Raw genomic sequence first — 17,085 nt, forward strand, 5'->3', positions numbered from 1 at the left:
AATAGTCCATGAGCATGCGCAACCCAGGAGGCGCTGTCAATCAGAGAATGGGCGGGCAAAGGCGCTAGGCCGGATTGGGGATATCGATAAAAGTCACATCCAAATCATACTGTTGGGCCAGCCACTCACCCAAGGCGCAGATCCCGCCGCGTTCGGTGGCGTGGTGGCCGCCGGCATAGAAATGCAGGCCCTGTTCACGGGCGACATGGATGGTCTGTTCGGAAACTTCGCCGGTAATAAAAGCGTCCACGCCCGCCTGCGCCGCCTGCTCGATAAACCCCTGACCGCCGCCGGTACACCAGGCCAACCGCGAGATCTGCGCCGGCCCGCCGTCGCCGCAGTGCAGCACGCTACGCCCCAGCGTCTGCTCAAGGCGCCGGCGCAGCGCATCGCCGCTAAGCGGCGTCGCGAGTTCACCTTGCGGCAGCAGCGGTTCCAGGGCGCCGGTCACCCGAATGTCCAGCGCCGCCGCCAGCTGCGCGTTGTTGCCCAGTACCGGGTGGGCATCCAGCGGCAGATGCCAGGCGTACAGATTGATATCGTTAGCCAGCAGCGTTTTCAGCCGCCGGCGCTTCATGCCGTCGATAACCGGCGCTTCGTTTTTCCAGAAATAACCGTGGTGGACGATGGCCGCATCGGCGCCGTGGGCCAGAGCGCTATCCAGCAGCGCCTGACAGGCGGTAACGCCGGTGACGATACGCTGTACCTCCTGACGCCCCTCCACCTGCAGGCCGTTAGGGGCATAATCCTCCACTGCGTTGCTGTTAAGCTTTTGATTGATAATGTATTCGAGTTCGGTATTGCGCATCGGTTCGCCTCTTTCATCGTGATTCGTCCCGCGCCGCGGCCCGGTATTTGGCCGCCTCATAGGCGCCCAGCGCGCGCGCTTTACCATGATCAACGATCGGCGCTGGATAATCCAGCCCGGCGCGCTGCGCGTCGGGCCAACGATGCGGCTGATGCACATAAGCATCCGGCACCGATTTCAGCGCCGGCAGCCAGCGACGGATAAACGCGCCGTCGGCATCGAAACGCTCTCCCTGGGTGGTCGGGTTGAAGATGCGGAAATAAGGCGCAGCATCGGTACCGGTAGAAGCCGCCCACTGCCAGCCGCCGTTATTGGCCGCTAGGTCGCCGTCAATGAGCTGCGACATGAAATACCGCTCGCCGCTGCGCCAGTCGATAAGCAGATCCTTGACCAGAAAACTGGCGCTTATCATCCGCAGCCGATTGTGCATCCAGACGGTCTGTGCCAATTGCCGCATGGCGGCATCCACGATAAGATAACCGGTACGCCCTGCGCACCAGGCGTCGAACAGATCATCATCCTGTCGCCAGGCGACGTGGCGCGTCCAGGGAATAAACGGCTGATGACGACACAGCGCCGGCCAGGCCACCAGCAGATGGCGGTAGGAATCCCGCCATATCAGTTCATTCAGCCAGGTGAACGCGCCGTCCTGACCCGGCGTCAACGCGCGGGGGTAAGCTTTGCGCAGCCGCTGATAACATTGGCGCGGCGACAGCACGCCGACAGTCAGCCAGGCGGAAAGCCGGCTGGTGGCGTCCAGCGCCGGGATATCGCGACCGCGACGATAATCCTGCAATTGCTGATGGCAAAAAGTGCGCAGAAGGGAGAGTGCTGCCGCTTCGCCGGCGGGGTACGCCTCCCCAGGCGGCGTCATGGGGTAGTCAAACGGCGCAATGTCGCAAACCTTGGCGCAAGGCGCCCCCTCGCGTGGCGACGGCGCCGGCAGGCAGGCTGGATCCTGCTCTTCAAGCCGGCCCAAAAACGCATTGCGAAACGGGGTGTAGACTTTAAACATCTGCTGGTTGCCGGTGTGGACGCTGCCCGGCGTCAGTAGCACACTGTCGTCGAAACCCTGGCAGATCGTCTGACCGCCGAGGCGCTGCTCCAACTGCCGGTCACGCTCCCGTTCGTTGAGTTCATATTGATAGTTGTAAAACAGCTTATCTACCCTTTCGCGTGGGCAAAATGACGCCAGCCAGTCCACCTGCGCTGCGAAATCAGGGCATTGATGATAGTGTAGCGCGATGCCACGCGCCGCCAGTTCCTCGGCCAGATGACGCAAATTTTGCTGAATAAAGGCCGCTTGTCGCGGGCTCATATGGTGATCCCGCCACTGCTGAGGCGTGGCGATAAACACCGCCACCACCCTGGCCTGCGTATCCTGACAGGCGGCGTGCAGAGCGGTATTATCGTGCAGGCGCAAATCGTTGCGCAGCCAGACCAGATGGGTTGTCATAACATATCCGTAGAATCAATGTCCGTAACGCAGCCGTAGCGCTTCGGGATAGGGTTCAAAATAGCGCTGCTGTGCCAGCCAAGCGTCGGGGTATTCGGCCATGTAATGTTTCAGCAGCGTGATGGGCGCCAGCAGCGGCTGCAGTCCCCGGCGATAACTGTCAATCAATCCGGTGAGTTCGCTACGCTGCGCGCGGGTCCGGGTCAGATAACGATAGAAATACCCCTGGGCATGCATCAGTACATTAGTATGGTTGCAGCGGGTCGCCGGATGGCGTAGCAGCGCCATTAGCCGGTCGCGATAGGCCAAAGCGAAGGCCTCCAGCGACGGCCAGCGATCCATACTGGCGACAAAGGGGCCAATCTGCCGATACTCCGGCTGGGAATGCGCCAGCAGCAACAGTTTGTAACGGCGATGAAAGGCCATCAGCCCGCCGCGGGTGAGCGGATGGCGCATAAGCTGGTTGAATTCCCACAGCGTAAAGACACGTGCCACGAAATTTTCCCGCAGTTGCGAGTCCTGCAGCCGGCCATCTTCCTCAACCGGCAGCCAGGGCATTTGCTGTTGCAGTACGCGGGTAAACAGCCCTGTTCCGGTCTTCTGTACGCCCTGGGCGGCATACACCCGTACCCGTTCCATTCCGCAGCTGGGCGATTTGGCGCAGACAATATAACCGCAGATATCGACGAGCTGACGCACCCTGTCGCGCGCGAAGGCCTCCATGCTGGCGGTGTGGTCGATGGCGCTTTCCTCTTTGCTGGTACGCAAAACAACTTGGCCGTGGGGATTTTTTACCAACCTGAGCGCCGGACGCGGCGCCGGCAGTCCGATAGCCATTTCCTGGCAGACCGCGGTGAAAGCGACAAACGGCGCCAGGTCATCCATGGCAAACGCCAGACGTTTATGACCACCGTCAAAGCGAACATTTTCCCCCATCAGACAGGCGCTGATACCGACGGGGATCCTACTGCTCATACTCGGCTCCTGCGGACGGTGACGGTAGGAAAAGCGTAGCCGATTTTCGCCTCTTGCGCAGGCAGGCAATAATATGTTGCCGGCAACAGGCATGCGACGCCGACGCTTAGCAAACGGCAGACATAAAAAAGGCCATCAGAAGATGGCCGATTGGCGTGTTACAATGATTGCTGGCGACACGGGATGACCGATCCTTAAGCCGCAGACTTATTCGGTCGCCACAGGCTGCCCGATACCTCCGCCGCAGAACTCTCCCGGCGCCACAGGCTGCCCGATACCTCCGCCGCAAAACTCTCCGGGCGCCGCCCAGTGGTGCGCGGCATTTAATAGCGGGCGGCACCGACCGCCGACAGGCGGCTTACTTCGCGCCGGTCAGCACATCGCTGACGATATCCACCGCCTCTTTCTCGATCTGCTGGCGGTGCTCTGTGCCGAGGAAGCTTTCGCAATAGATTTTGTACGCTTCCTCGGTTCCCGAAGGACGGGCGGCGAACCAGCCGTTTTGCGTCATCACCTTCAATCCGCCAATAGATGCGCCATTGCCCGGCGCTGCGGTCAAGCGCGCGGTAATCGGATCGCCCGCCAGCGTACTGGCGCTGACCTGTTCAGGGGAAAGCTTCGACAAAATCGCTTTTTGCGCATGGCTGGCTGGCGCCTGGATGCGGTTATAGCTGGGGGCGCCAAAGCGCTGAGCTAGTTCATCATAATGCTGCTGGGTATTTTTGCCGGTCACGGCGGTAATTTCCGCCGCCAGCAGGCACATGATGATACCGTCTTTATCGGTGGACCAAGGTTGGCGGTCAAAGCACAGGAATGACGCGCCGGCGCTCTCTTCGCCGCCAAAACCCAAACTGCCGTCATACAGGCCATCGACAAACCACTTGAAGCCTACCGGTACTTCCACCAACCGGCGGCCCAGGCTGTCGACCACCCGGTCAATCATGGCGCTGGACACCAACGTTTTGCCCACGCCGACCTCATCGCCCCACTGGGGACGGTGCTGGAACAGATAGTTAATCGAGGCCGCCAGATAATGATTCGGGTTCATCAAGCCCGCCGGCGTGACGATACCGTGGCGGTCATAGTCAGGATCGTTGGCGAACGCCAAATCAAATTTATCGCGCAGCGCCAACAGCCCGGCCATTGCCGATTCTGATGAACAGTCCATGCGGATAATGCCGTCATGATCGAGATGCATGAAGCGGAACGTCTGGTCCACTGCTTCATTCACCAGCGTCAGATCCAACCGGTAATGCTCGGCAATGCGCTGCCAATAGGCAATACCGGAACCGCCCAGCGGGTCGACGCCGAGTGTCAGCCCGGCGCGTTGTATTGCCGGCATATCCACGACGCTTGCCAGCCCTTCGACATAGGGCTGCACCAGATCCCGGGCGTGGAGATGACCACTCTGCCAGGCCTGATCCAGCGTCAGGCGTTTCACGCCGCGCAGATCCTCCGCCAGCAGCGCATTGGCGCGCTCTTCAATGACGCGGGTTACGTTGGTATCCACCGGCCCGCCGTTGGGCGGATTATATTTGATGCCGCCGTCTTCAGGCGGATTGTGGGAAGGGGTGATGACGATACCGTCGGCCAGCGCGCCGCCACCGCGATTATGGGTCAGGATGGCGTTGGAAATCGCCGGCGTCGGCGTATAGCCGTTATCCGCCTGCACCACAACGTCAACGCCGTTGGCGGTCAGCACTTCCAGCACCGAGATAAACGCCGGCTCGGAGAGCGCATGGGTATCTTTGCCGACATAGCACGGCCCCACAATCCCTTGCTTGGCGCGCTCTTCGGCGATAGCCTGACTGATGGCCAAAATGTGGGCTTCGTTAAAGCTATGGCGTCCGGCGCTGCCGCGGTGCCCCGAGGTGCCGAACTTCACCGCCTGGGCACTATTGCCCGGCTCCGGCCGCAATACATAATACTGCGACGTTAATTGTGCCACATTAATCAAATCACTCTGGCGGGCGGGCTGCCCGGCGCGGGGGTGATTGGCCATCGGCGCTTCTCCGTTGCTAGTCAATGAAATTTAAGCGTGCCGCAAACTTTTTCAATCAGTTCCGTAGGGAACTGCATCGCCAGCATAATATGCTCAATCATGCTCCGTTTGCGGTCGCTGTTGGTATTGGTAATGACCCAATAAGGCGTACCGGGCACCTGTTTCGGTTTGGTCTGGTGGCCGCTTTGCAGCAGCGTTTGCCTGTCGACGGCAAAATAGGTGCGGGTACGGCCATGCAGTGTTTCGGTCGCTTCGGCAAAAGCCTGCGGCGACAGGGTATGCAGGGTGGTCAGCACCAACATGAAGCGATCCACTACCTTGCGCTGCAAAGCATAGTCGTCTGAGAGCAATAATTCACGCATTGCGCGAACTCTCTCGGGTAGTGGACGAACAGATTCCGATTTTTCCGATGGTTTTGCCGTTGTTGTCACCGCCGGTGCGGGGCTTGCGGCCTTATCAACGCCAGGGGAGAACTTCAACAGACGGCGCAAGATGTCGGAGGCGCTTTCGCCAATATGCAAGGTATGGCCGGCAATATAGCGGTAGAGATCTTCATCGACTTCAATAGTTTTCATTGTAATACGTTATTTTCCACTTAAATCAATCGTCCCGATTATACAAGTTAAACCCCGGCAACGAACATCACCAACCGCCCTTGGAATGAAAAAGTCGGAATCTGCCATGACCACCCTCCCGCCCGACCAGGCGTCGTTTTTTTCCCGCCGCGGCGTATGTCACGCTAAACCTATGATAGGCTACTGCTTTTATCCGTAGCAAAAGGAGCGCTATGAAATTGAACTATCGGCTGCAGGCGGCGCGCCAGCCGGAACAGGGCCTGCCGGTGGTGTTGATTCACGGCCTGTTCGGCAGTTTGGATAATCTTGGTGTACTGGCCCGTCCGCTGGGGGAAAACCATCGCACCCTGCAAATCGATTTACGCAACCACGGACTCTCCCCCCATGCACCCACCATGCGTTATGACGAGATGGCGCAGGATGTACTGGCGTTGCTGGACGCGCTAGTTATTGAGCGCTGCATCGTCATCGGTCATTCCATGGGCGGCAAAGTGGCAATGACGCTATGTGCGCAGGCGCCGGAGCGCATCGCGCGGGCGGTGGTTATCGACATGGCCCCTGTCGCCTATGAGGTCCGCCGGAACGACGCCATTTTCACCGCTTTGGCGCGCGTCAGCGATGCCGTGGTCATCCAGCGCAGCGAGGCGGCGCAGATGATGGCGCAGGATATCGAGGATGCCGGCACCGTGCAGTTCTTGTTGAAATCGTTTTATCAAGGACACTGGCGTTTTGACCTTGAAAGCATCGAGCGCAATTACGCCGACATTATCGGCTGGCGGACGCAGGCCCCCTGGCCCGGACCAGTGCTGTTTATTCGCGGCGGCAACTCCCCGTATCTGGATGACCGCTACCGCGACCAGATTCGCAAGCAATTTCCCCACGCTCACGCTTACGTGGTGGCCGGCGCGGGCCATTGGGTGCATGCCGAAAAGCCCGAGGGGGTGCTGCGCGCCGTCGTTCGTTTTTTGGCGGAGGGAGAGGAAAGCTGAGGCAGTTAGCCATTGTCGCCGCCCGCGTCGCTGGGGTAAGATGACGGGTTTTTGGATGCCGGCTGTCTCCAGGGACCGGTAAAGATAACGCTACGGAAGACGCCGGCCAGGGCTCAGGCCACCCGCCGGCGACCCTGCCGCTTACGGTTGCATATTCTTTTCATCAACTATGGCAAAAGAACAAACGGACCGCACCACGCTGGATTTATTTACGGATGAACGCCGTCCGGGACGGCCGAAAACCAGCCCCCTTTCCCGGGATGAACAGCTTAGAATCAACAAGCGTAACCAGCTGCGGCGCGACAAAGTACGCGGGCTGCGCCGGGTGGAGTTGAAAATTAATGCGCAGGCGGTAGATGCGCTGAACAGATTAGCCGATAAGCGTGCGATATCCCGCAGTGAGCTTATCGAACTTATTTTGCTGGCAGAGCTTGAGCGCCAGCAGCCTGCCGGATGAATGCACAACGGGCAAACTGCCGGCAGGCAGTTGACGGCGTGACGGGAATCCTAACAGCGTTCCGTCACCTCCGGGAAAGTGTCCTGGCGGGCGGCAGTTGATGGCGAGACAGGCATTCTATCAGCGTTCCGTCACCTCCGGGAAAATGTCCTGGCGGGCGGCAGTTGATGGCGAGACAGGCATTCTAACAGCGTTCCGTCGCCTCCGGGAAAGTGTCCTGGCGGGCGGCAGCGGAATACGGTTTGAAATCATACCGGCGCGCCGCGGCTCAAGCGTCCTACCGGGCAGCCGCTGGTTGCGGGAGAAACATCCTGCCTGCGCGTGATTATTGCCGGCCCTCCCGGCGCAGCGGGCGCGCTAACCGGCCGCGGGAGGATTGGCGGCAAAAACCCCCCGCCGGCAGGTATCTCCTTCAGTGAGGGTCTGCTATTATTACCTTCATCAGCTTAAGGTTGACGATTTAGCATATCCTTAATATTTATGAGGTTTTGATATTCATGGCGAGTATAGGCATTTTTTTTGGCAGTGACACCGGCAATACCGAAAATATTGCCAAGATGATCCGGAAGCAACTGGGTACCGACGTTGATGATGTTTTTGACATCGCCAAAAGCAGCAAAGAAGATCTGGAACAGTACGACCGTCTGCTGTTGGGTATCCCGACCTGGTATTACGGTGAAGCGCAGTGCGACTGGGATGATTTTTTTCCTACGCTGGAAGAGGTCGATTTCAACGGCAAGATCGTTGCCCTGTTCGGCTGCGGCGATCAGGAAGACTACGCAGAGTATTTCTGCGATGCGATGGGCACCCTGCGGGATATTATTGAACCCAACGGCGCTACCCTGGTCGGCCACTGGCCTACCGCCGGTTATCATTTCGAGGCGTCCAAGGGGCTCGCCGACGACGATCACTTTTTAGGTCTGGCCATTGATGAAGATCGGCAGCCGGAGCTTACCGCCGAGCGCGTCGATGGCTGGGTTAAACAAGTCAGCGCGGAGATGAATCTGGGCTAATCGCTTTGCCGCCGTCCGGCCTCCCCGGACGGCAGGATGCCGCTTTCAGGCTTGATAAATAATTACTTTCAAATTGATAGCTACAATTTTGTAACTTTTTCCGCCAAAGCAGTACAATGGCACCGCACTTTGTGTGATTTTTTGAACCTAAAGAGGTAACATAGTCCTTACTCGTGATCTTGCCCCGCCATCTCCGTACAGCTTTTGTATCTTAAGTTAACGAAGCCCGCTGCCGCCGGTATTCTCTCGGAGAGTGATATCCCAGCGCGCTGTGCGGATGGTTTTCATTGTAATGCGTGAACGCTGCTGCAAGGTTTCGCAGGGCTGTTCTCGCATCCGGTTTTGGCATGAACTCGATATAGTCTTCCTTCATCGTCTTCACGAACCGTTCGGCCATGCCATTGCTCTGCGGGCTGCTCACCGCTGTTGTGCAGGGCTCCAGATCCAGTTCTCTGGCGAACCTCTGCGTTTCATGCGCGGTATACGCTGAACCATTGTCCGTCAACCACTGCACCGCTGTATCGGGTAACCTGTCGCCGAAGCGCTTTTCTACCGACCTCAGCATCACATCCTGCACGGTCGAACTGTCGTAGCCTACAGTGCTCGCAGCCCAGTCTATGGCCTCTCTGTCGCAGCAGTCCAGTGCGAACGTGACCCGCAGTTTTTCACCGTTGTCGCAGCCGAACTCGAAGCCATCTGAACACCAGCGCATATCGCTTTCTGCCACCGCGATCCTGCCCTTATGCTCACGCCTCGGCCGCTCTGGTTTTCAATGTAATAACAGCAGGTTATGCTCACACATGATCCTGTAAAGTCGTTTCGCATTTACCGGCGGCAGTCCCTCTGCGCGACGTTGTTTACGCAGGATTCCCCACACCCGCCGATAGCCGTAGCTGGGCATATCGCTGATGATGTCGAGGATGTCCGACAGTATTTCAGCGTCTGCTTCGTCATTACGCCGGTTACAGCGCCTGTCCTGCCAGTCGGCAGAACGCTTAATCCGCAGTGACAGCGGCGCACGCGACCCGCTCATGGCGCGGCTGACCTGTGCTATTCCCCGGCCTTTGGCAACAAGGGCGCGTGCGCTATCCATTTTCGTGACTGGCCGTACTCCACGGCTTCTTTTAGGATCTCAATCTCCATCGTCTTCTTACCCAGAAGGCGCTGGAGCTCCCGGACCTGCTTCAATGCAGCTGCAAGCTCAGAGGCAGGAACAACGTCCTCCCCGGCAGCCACGGCGGTGAGGTTGCCTTCCTGATATTGCTTTTTCCACTTAAACAGCAGGCTGGGCTGGATACCGTGCAGTCGTGCGAGATGGGAGACATTCATGCCGGGCTCCATCCTCTGCTGAATAATGGCCATTTTTTCCTGAGGAGTTTTACGTTTACGGACTTCTTGACCTAACAGGATCCCGGTCATATCAAAATTGGCGTTAGTGTTAGACATATATTCAAGCCTATCTCTTATCTGGAGATACAGCTACTGTCTGGTGTTTCAGGGGGCTAAATCACATAGTCCTTACTCGCTGAGTGGGCTATAATGAAAATGAGTCTCTTTTTCATTCCTTACCGCGAGTTATATAATGAGACAGTGAACCATTTTTCGGGCCGACGATTGCTATAGGCTGTGTTAGCTTATAGCTTGATTATCAAGTAACAGGACCAAACCCGCATGACTGACAATAATATCGCATTAAAGAAGGCCGGCCTGAAAGTGACCTTCCCAGGCTGAAGATCCTGGAAGTGTTGCAAGATCCGGAATGCCACCACGTCAGTGCGGAAGATCTGTATAAAAAGCTGATCGACATGGGTGAGGAAATCGGGCTGGCCACGGTTTACCGCGTACTTAACCAGTTCGATGACGCCGGTATTGTCACCCGCCACAATTTCGAGGGTGGCAAATCGGTTTTCGAGCTCACCCAGCAACACCACCACGATCACCTGATTTGCCTGGATTGCGGCAAGGTCATCGAATTTCGCGATGAGTTTATTGAAGCGCGCCAGCGTGACATCGCGAAAAAGCACAACATTAAACTGACCAACCACAGTCTTTATCTTTATGGCCATTGCGCGGAAGGCGACTGCCGTGAAGATGAAACCCTGCATGATATAGATGATCCGCGCGTGGTAAAATTCTGACGTCCGGCCAACGTCGTCAGATCGCTACCGTAAAGAGTGAAACCGCCGCCGGCGGTTTTTTTTTCCCGTTACCGCTGTGATAACGTTTAATAACCGCTTGTTTCATCGTAATGAAAAGCCTGTGCTGTTTCACTGTTCTTCTTTTCACCGCCTGGCCTATGGCCGTTTCATTCGTTCCTCTTTTCACCGCCTGACCCTGTGACCGTTTCATTCGTTCCTCTTTCTATCGCCTGACCCTGTACCCGTCTCACCGTTCCTCTTTCCACCGCCTGGCCTATGACCGTTTTATTCGTTCCTCTTAGCACCACCTCGCTGTTACGCCATCATCGCCATACCCTTTCATCGTTTTTGGTCGTTTTGGTCGTTGTACACTTAACGCGCCCCCCCTTCCCCTCTTTCACTGCTCCGCCATTCCTTGGTTCTGAATCAGCCTTTCACCTGATGCCTGGCGGGAAAGTAACTTCCTAATCTATCGAGCAGTGAGTCTATAGGTCGATAAATATTCACAGCCCCTGGCTCGGTTTTGCGCCAGCAACAAAACTCGGCACAGGAAACCCTCCGTCGCGTTTACCGTCAATTCAAGCCCAACCTTGTAACCGGTAACGCTTTTCTTATCATTTTAGGTCAACCTACAGGTATCATGATGATTAAAACTATCCTGCAAGACAATCTCCCGCCACGAGCGTCTGTGGAATCGCTGGAAGCGCATCCAACCAAACCAGCGCCGTTCAGGTCTGCAACTATCAACGTAAGACAGGCAAAATGGCTAATCCCTGCCACACCAGGAAGGTCCTCACCGCCGGTGCCGCCACGCTCCTTACGCATAAATACGGCGCTTGCCAACGACGTTGCCCTGCGGGAATCCTCACCGCATTTGCCCGCCAAAGCGGGGGCAAACCAACTTGATCAGAAAGCACAACCGGCCGCGCCGCAGCTACCCAACTAAAGCCACCTGCACGATGCCGCCGGCGGGCGAAAAGCCGCACAACCGGCCGCGCCGCAGCTACCCAACCGCAGCCACCTACACGATGTCGCCGGCGGGCGAAAAGCCGCACAACCTGCCGCACCGCAGCTACCCAACCGCAGCCACCTGCACGATGCCGACGGCGGGCGACACGCCGCACAACCTTCCTCGCAGCCGCTTCCCAGCCTCAGCCTGCGTGATGGCGCTACGCCCGGTGAACACGAAAGCGCGCTGCCGCTCTCACCCACTGAAGGACTAAAGCGCCTGCGGCATGGTGGCGCAACGGTGACTCATCAGCCTCCGACACGCCCCCCCAGACCATTGCCTTTACCGGCAAAAACACGCGACCCGGCGTCTTTGGTTTATGCACAGATTGATGTGGCGAGCTTGCCCACGTTTCAATCCGCGAATAGCGCATTCACCTCCTATGAAAAAACCCTGTATGCCACGTTACAAAATCCGGCGCCAACGGATACCGCCGTCTCCAGGGCACCGCAAGAGAGGGTGCTCTCCTGGTACGATTTCGGCACCGAGTGATTTATCCCCCTGAAACACCAGACAGTAGCTGTATCTCCAGATAAGAGATAGGCTTGAATATATGTCTAACACTAACGCCAATTTTGATATGACCGGGATCCCGTTAGGTCAAGAAGTCCGTAAACGTAAAACTCCTCAGGAAAAAATGGCCATTATTCAGCAGACGATGGAGCCCGGCATGAATGTCTCCCATCTCGCACGACTGCACGGTATCCAGCCCAGCCTGCTGTTTAAGTGGAAAAGCAATATCAGGAAGGCAGCCTCACCGCCGTGGCTGCCGGGGAGGACGTTGTTCCTGCCTCTGAGCTTGCAGCTGCATTGAAGCAGGTCCGGGAGCTCCAGCGCCTTCTGGGTAAGAAGACGATGGAGGTTGAGATCCTAAAAGAAGCCGTGGAGTACGGCCAGTCACGAAAATGGATAGCGCACGCGCCCTTGTTGCCAAAGGCCGGGGAATAGCACAGGTCAGCCGCGCCATGAGCGGGTCGCGTGCGCCGCTGTCACTGCGGATTAAGCGTTCTGCCGACTGGCAGGACAGGCGCTGTAACCGGCGTAATGACGAAGCAGACGCTGAAATACTGTCGGACATCCTCGACATCATCAGCGATATGCCCAGCTACGGCTATCGGCGGGTGTGGGGCATCCTGTGTAAACAACGTCGCGCAGAGGGACTGCCGCCGGTAAATGCGAAACGACTTTACAGGATCATGTGTGAGCATAACCTGCTGTTATTACATTGAAAACCAGAGCGGCCGAGGCGTGAGCATAAGGGCAGGATCGCGGTGGCAGAAAGCGATATGCGCTGGTGTTCAGATGGCTTCGAGTTCGGCTGCGACAACGGTGAAAAACTGCGGGTCACGTTCGCACTGGACTGCTGCGACAGAGAGGCCATAGACTGGTCTGCGAGCACTGTAGGCTACGACAGTTCGACCGTGCAGGATGTGATGCTGATGTCGGTAGAAAAGCGCTTCGGCGACAGGTTACCCGATACAGCGGTGCAGTGGTTGACGGACAACGGTTCAGCGTATACCGCGCATGAAACGCAGAGGTTCGCCAGAGAACTGGATCTGGAGCCCTGCACAACAGCGGTGAGCAGCCCGCAGAGCAATGGCATGGCCGAACGGTTCGTGAAGACGATGAAGGAAGACTATATCGAGTTCATGCCAAAACCGGATGCGAGAACAGCCCTGCGAAACCTTGCAGCAGCGTTCACGTATTACAATGAAAACCATCCGTACAGCGCGCTGGGATATCACTCTCCGAGAGAATACCGGCGGCAGCGGGCTTCGTTAACTTAAGATACAAAAGCTGTACGGAGATGGTGGGGCAAGATCAAATGAAAGATCTAAAACATCCATACTCAATAAACTTCAAGATGCACAGGAAGGCTAAGCGAAAGGCTTACCGTACGTGCCTTCTGCTGGATAGGTGGATGCATCTTGAAGTACGTTGAGTATATTAACAGTTCTTAAATAGATTATGCACTGCGATACCACGCCATTAGATTAATGTAAGCATTCGTCACAGTCATTGCTACACCTGACCCAGCATTGGCTGTTTTACCTGAGATAGAATGAGAATGTGCGCCTATTCCCACAGCATGTTTATGCCCACCAATAGAAACCGTATGTGAATGCGCCCCAGCCCCTGAAGTAGATTTTGATGCCGTCATAGCATTAGTGGCTGACATAAAAGAAAGCTGAGTATCTCTCCCTTCTGCATTTTTACCCTCTATCGTGTGGGTGTGCTCTCCCTGTACATCTGTCCCCTTGTTACCATAATCAAACCAGCTGGTTTCTTTACTCCCATGATCAAATGTGCTGGTATTTGCCGAGAAGATATGAGCATGTGGCGGTAAGTTCTCAATGGCCAATTTTACGGTATCAGAGCCGCCCGTATTTTTTACATCACTGCCGTCTTTTTTAGCCAGCCGGATAGTCCTGTTTTCGCCAATATAGTCCCATTTCGTCCCCGGAAATAAGGTGTTTGGATCTTTATTTTCGGCAAACCAGATAACCACGCCCACAGGATAAACGCCGCTGACCGCGTGAGATAATGAGGCGGCGGCAATAGCCTTAATTGCCGCAAGCAGCTGTGCTGACTGGCTGCCATCGGGCTTCATGCCCACCTCAGCCAGAATATTCTTATGCTCTGTCTGGGTATCAATCATCGCACCCTGCATAGCATTCAGCCATTTGGCGTGCACCACCGTCCCTTCGGCACCGGTAGACGGGTCACCATCGTGGAACAGGCCATCGGCGGTCTCGACCGGCGAAATAATCTCTTTCATTTATGGTGTCTCCCCGTCATTATCCATGTATTGAGTCTGTGCCGGTGATCCCGCCACGTCCTGCGCTGAACGCAGTAAAGTTTTCAGCGCGTCAATCTCTGCCTGCTGCGCTTTCACTTTCGCGGACAGGTCTTTTATTGCTTCAATCAGCAAGGCGGATATGCTGCCATAGGCAACGGATTTCACATTCTTGACAACGGTGCCATCACTCTCATGGTAATCACCCGAGCTACCTACAGCCTCAGGCAGGACCTTTTCCAGCTCATCGGCCATCACACCCGCCTGGCGATGTTCGGCAAGGACATACGTGTAGCCCGTCAGCGTTTCGACCTTTTCAAGGCCATGTTCTATTTTCTCAATATCGCTTTTTATCCGCCGGTCAGAGTTATTTTGCCAGTGACCCTGCGCGGCGTAAGCACTGCCATCGTCCTTAAAAACGAACCACTTCATATTACCGCCACCGCGATTAATAATAAGGCGATGTTCATAGTGACTGCCCACCACATCAGCACCGTAAAATTCGGTGCTCATGGGCTGCCCAGGATAAGGGTAATACCGGCATTCACCTGAACGTGTCTCGTTGCCGCTTCGCCCCCGACCATAAAAATGCAGAATATCCGTAAGATGGCCACCACCGGATAGGGAGACGGCTTTACCAAACGTCGCCCCGCTTGCCGTGAGATTACCCCCGACCTCAAGGTCTTGTACCCAATGCAGGTGCTGGGTATTCCACTCGCCGGTTTTGACATTGTCGGCGTACAACGCGACGCTGCCTTTGCCATTGGCAATCAGCCCTGAATCGCTGTCGCCGACATTGACCGAATGGGTGATCTGCAGACGGCCGTTAACCGTGCCACCGGTACGTTTATCCAGCGAGTTGCCTGTTCAACGGTCTCTTTCAGCCCCAGATGGGCCACGAACGCCGCTTTATCCGGGATGTCCGCACCGTTGTTTCGCTTAAGCAGGCTCTGGCTGCTATTCTCTTCCTGCGATTGTTGAATCAGCCCCTTGATGGCTTCGGCCAGCTGGCTATTTTGTGCCGGATTAGGCTGCATCCCGGCGGCCGCCAGAATATTTTTATGCTCGGTCTGGGTATCGATGACCGCACCCTGCATGGCGTTCAGCCACTGTGCATAGAGCACGGTGCCCCTGACGTCGCCGGTCGGGTCGCCGTCATGAAACAGCCCGTCCTCGCTGTCAATCGGCGCGATAATGTCCTTCATGGGCGCGTTTTCTCCCGGTAGTTAAACACCACCTGGGTGTGCGCGGGTTTCAGGTCCTTAAACAGGCCTTCAATCAGGTTCTGCCCGAAGGTCAGCAGCTTTTCCCCGGCCAGCGAGCTGCCGGCGCGAAAGCGGTAGACCGGCACCTGCGCGTCATCGATATTGACTATCCATAGCCAGATAATCTCCGGTACCCAGATACGCTCGCCGGCCAGGCCAATGCCGGCGCGGAACGGCTCCGGCTCGTCAATGGTGACGCGGTAGCCCAGCGATTTGGCGAGCGTGATAAAATATTTGCGGCTCAGGCCGCCGGTGGCGTTGATTCTAGCCAGCACCTGCTGACGACGCTGCTGTAGCGTCATGCCGCTGTCGGGGGAAAGACTTAACATCCGTTCCCAGTCCGCCAGCAGACCCACCGCCAGAAAGGGCGTGATACCGTCCGCCACTTCCCCTGCGCGGATTTCCAGCTGTACCAGGCTCTGCCCTTCGGCCTGCAGTTCAGCCGTCAGGCGCTCACCGGTCAGCGCGTAGCTTTTCGGTGGCAGCAGCGCACTGAGCAACTGCGCGTAGTCGCGGCCGTTCATGGCATTGTCTCCACGGTGATGGTGCCTGCTCGTATCCACTGCACGGTCTGTTTGTTCACCACCGGCACCACATTGGCGCTGGGGGCAAGCAGCTGGTAGTCCACCACGCCGACCACTTCCGATATCAGCGCCCCCAGCTGGGTTCTGACCGCCACCTCGCCGGGGGCCAGGCGGTTAAAGTAGTCGCTAAGCGCGCTCGTAATCTGTTTACGGGCCGCGTCCAGCGTCAGGTTGTTCAGGCTGACCTGGACCGTGATATCGGCTTTCACCACCACGGGGGCCAGCACCAGGCAGTCTTTCGCGGTGACCGGGCGCATCTCGTCAATGTAGCTCTGAACTGATTTAATCGTCTCCGGCGACGGTAAGTCGTTATGGGTGACTATCACCACATCCACCGTGCCGTAGCCCCGGCGCAGCGGGTAGACATAGGCTTCGGTGACGCCGGGCAGGGACACCGCCCAGCGGTGGTAATCATATTGGTTGCCGCCCGCCGGCGGACGGCGTATCACCTCCAGCAGACGTGCCAGCAGGGCGGCGTCGGATTCGGCCTCGCTGCCGCCGACCATGCGGGTAATAGTGACGTCGCTGTCAACACCGGCTGGGGCCATCAGCAGCGTCCCCGGCGTGTTGTCCGCCAGATTGCCCTGGGTACCGTTTTCGAGTGCACGGGCGGGCAAGGTCAGACTGCCGGTGGCGTCTATTGTGCCCGGCGCGGTGGTCTGGTAGCGCTGACGCTGGCCGGTAGGACGCAATTGCAGCAGGCCGGTGATCTTTGCCCCAGGGTTGCCGGTCAGGCGCACTTCGCCGCCGGCCGGCGTCGCCGCTTTCGGCGTCAGGTTGCGCGTGCGGGCGTGCATCACCAGATAGTCATGGTCTGCGGTGTCGGGGAACATCTGCCGCACTATCCACAGCTGGTGCTGGTACAACCCCTGCAGCGCGCTGGCAATGGCGTTTGCACGCACCGCATAGTCACTGTCGGGGCCGGTATCGGCGTCCGGCAACTGGTTGCAGATATCGCGCAAGAGCGTGTCGGCAATCTCGGTATGGGTGGGGGTGCTGTGCGCCATGGTGATATTC

At 57.1% G+C, this 17,085-nt stretch carries 15 protein-coding genes and 3 pseudogenes; 6 read left to right on the forward strand and 12 right to left on the reverse strand.

Going from position 1 to position 17,085, the window contains the following annotated elements; translation table 11 throughout:
* Positions 1 to 64 precede the first annotated feature (64 nt).
* The 5 genes from JZM24_RS02705 to seqA all read right to left on the reverse strand — a co-directional run bounded on the left by JZM24_RS02705 (position 65) and on the right by seqA (position 5,816).
* Positions 65 to 808 carry a type 2 GTP cyclohydrolase I gene (locus JZM24_RS02705; RefSeq protein WP_215668474.1) on the reverse strand — a complete coding sequence of 248 codons (744 nt, stop codon included), beginning with the start codon at positions 806 to 808 and terminating at the stop codon, positions 65 to 67.
* A 13-nt stretch (positions 809 to 821) separates the two neighbouring features.
* Entirely contained in the window at positions 822 to 2,264 is a 1,443-nt protein-coding gene (gene phrB, locus JZM24_RS02710) for a deoxyribodipyrimidine photo-lyase (RefSeq protein WP_215668475.1), read from the reverse strand.
* Positions 2,265 to 2,279: 15 nt separating this feature from the next.
* On the reverse strand, positions 2,280 to 3,239 hold the full coding sequence (locus JZM24_RS02715; protein WP_215668476.1) for a 2-thiouracil desulfurase family protein: 960 nt from the start codon (positions 3,237 to 3,239) through the stop codon (positions 2,280 to 2,282).
* A 358-nt stretch (positions 3,240 to 3,597) separates the two neighbouring features.
* Complete coding sequence (pgm, locus tag JZM24_RS02720; protein WP_215668477.1) at positions 3,598 to 5,241, reverse strand: phosphoglucomutase (alpha-D-glucose-1,6-bisphosphate-dependent); 1,644 nt, start codon at positions 5,239 to 5,241, stop codon at positions 3,598 to 3,600.
* Between the two features lie 20 nt (positions 5,242 to 5,261).
* Positions 5,262 to 5,816 carry a replication initiation negative regulator SeqA gene (gene seqA / locus JZM24_RS02725; RefSeq protein WP_215668478.1) on the reverse strand — a complete coding sequence of 185 codons (555 nt, stop codon included), beginning with the start codon at positions 5,814 to 5,816 and terminating at the stop codon, positions 5,262 to 5,264.
* 212 nt (positions 5,817 to 6,028) lie between these two features.
* Here seqA and JZM24_RS02730 point away from each other — a divergent pair, with 212 nt between their 5' ends.
* From JZM24_RS02730 to fldA, 3 genes are all read left to right on the forward strand, one after another.
* Positions 6,029 to 6,805, forward strand: coding sequence for an alpha/beta fold hydrolase (locus JZM24_RS02730; RefSeq protein WP_215668479.1), 777 nt, complete (start codon positions 6,029 to 6,031; stop codon positions 6,803 to 6,805).
* Between the two features lie 169 nt (positions 6,806 to 6,974).
* Positions 6,975 to 7,262 (forward strand): LexA regulated protein, encoded by a 288-nt coding sequence (gene ybfE / locus JZM24_RS02735; RefSeq protein ID WP_215668480.1) that lies wholly within the window; start codon positions 6,975 to 6,977, stop codon positions 7,260 to 7,262.
* 497 nt (positions 7,263 to 7,759) lie between these two features.
* Entirely contained in the window at positions 7,760 to 8,275 is a 516-nt protein-coding gene (gene fldA / locus JZM24_RS02740; RefSeq protein WP_215668481.1) for a flavodoxin FldA, read from the forward strand.
* 211 nt (positions 8,276 to 8,486) lie between these two features.
* Here the strand turns inward: fldA and JZM24_RS02745 are convergent.
* Positions 8,487 to 9,694 (reverse strand): annotated as a pseudogene (locus JZM24_RS02745) (IS3 family transposase).
* Positions 9,695 to 9,946: 252 nt separating this feature from the next.
* Between JZM24_RS02745 and fur the strand changes: the two are divergent.
* Positions 9,947 to 10,413 (forward strand): annotated as a pseudogene (gene fur, locus JZM24_RS02750) (ferric iron uptake transcriptional regulator).
* Positions 10,414 to 10,429: 16 nt separating this feature from the next.
* Here the strand turns inward: fur and JZM24_RS02755 are convergent.
* Positions 10,430 to 10,624 (reverse strand): hypothetical protein, encoded by a 195-nt coding sequence (locus JZM24_RS02755; RefSeq protein ID WP_215668482.1) that lies wholly within the window; start codon positions 10,622 to 10,624, stop codon positions 10,430 to 10,432.
* A gap of 691 nt (positions 10,625 to 11,315) precedes the next feature.
* Here JZM24_RS02755 and JZM24_RS02760 point away from each other — a divergent pair.
* Both JZM24_RS02760 and JZM24_RS02765 read left to right on the forward strand, forming a co-directional pair.
* Positions 11,316 to 11,636, forward strand: coding sequence for a hypothetical protein (locus JZM24_RS02760; protein WP_215668483.1), 321 nt, complete (start codon positions 11,316 to 11,318; stop codon positions 11,634 to 11,636).
* A 366-nt stretch (positions 11,637 to 12,002) separates the two neighbouring features.
* Positions 12,003 to 13,209 (forward strand): annotated as a pseudogene (locus tag JZM24_RS02765) (IS3 family transposase).
* Positions 13,210 to 13,388: 179 nt separating this feature from the next.
* Here the strand turns inward: JZM24_RS02765 and JZM24_RS02770 are convergent.
* The 5 genes from JZM24_RS02770 to JZM24_RS02790 are packed head-to-tail and all read right to left on the reverse strand — an operon-like array spanning position 13,389 to position 17,075.
* On the reverse strand, positions 13,389 to 14,201 hold the full coding sequence (locus JZM24_RS02770; RefSeq protein ID WP_215668484.1) for a phage baseplate protein: 813 nt from the start codon (positions 14,199 to 14,201) through the stop codon (positions 13,389 to 13,391).
* Entirely contained in the window at positions 14,202 to 14,963 is a 762-nt protein-coding gene (locus JZM24_RS02775) for a tail fiber domain-containing protein (RefSeq protein WP_215668485.1), read from the reverse strand.
* A 26-nt stretch (positions 14,964 to 14,989) separates the two neighbouring features.
* Positions 14,990 to 15,424 carry a hypothetical protein gene (locus JZM24_RS02780; protein WP_215668486.1) on the reverse strand — a complete coding sequence of 145 codons (435 nt, stop codon included), beginning with the start codon at positions 15,422 to 15,424 and terminating at the stop codon, positions 14,990 to 14,992.
* Positions 15,421 to 16,008 carry a YmfQ family protein gene (locus JZM24_RS02785; RefSeq protein WP_215668487.1) on the reverse strand — a complete coding sequence of 196 codons (588 nt, stop codon included), beginning with the start codon at positions 16,006 to 16,008 and terminating at the stop codon, positions 15,421 to 15,423. The genes JZM24_RS02780 and JZM24_RS02785 overlap by 4 nt, the downstream gene beginning before the upstream one ends.
* Positions 16,005 to 17,075, reverse strand: coding sequence for a baseplate J/gp47 family protein (locus JZM24_RS02790; RefSeq protein ID WP_215668488.1), 1,071 nt, complete (start codon positions 17,073 to 17,075; stop codon positions 16,005 to 16,007). Before JZM24_RS02790 ends, JZM24_RS02785 begins: the two co-directional genes overlap by 4 nt.
* Positions 17,076 to 17,085 lie beyond the last annotated feature (10 nt).

Source organism: Candidatus Sodalis endolongispinus, from assembly GCF_018777395.1.
Classification (GTDB): Bacteria; Pseudomonadota; Gammaproteobacteria; order Enterobacterales; family Enterobacteriaceae; genus Sodalis_B; species Sodalis_B endolongispinus.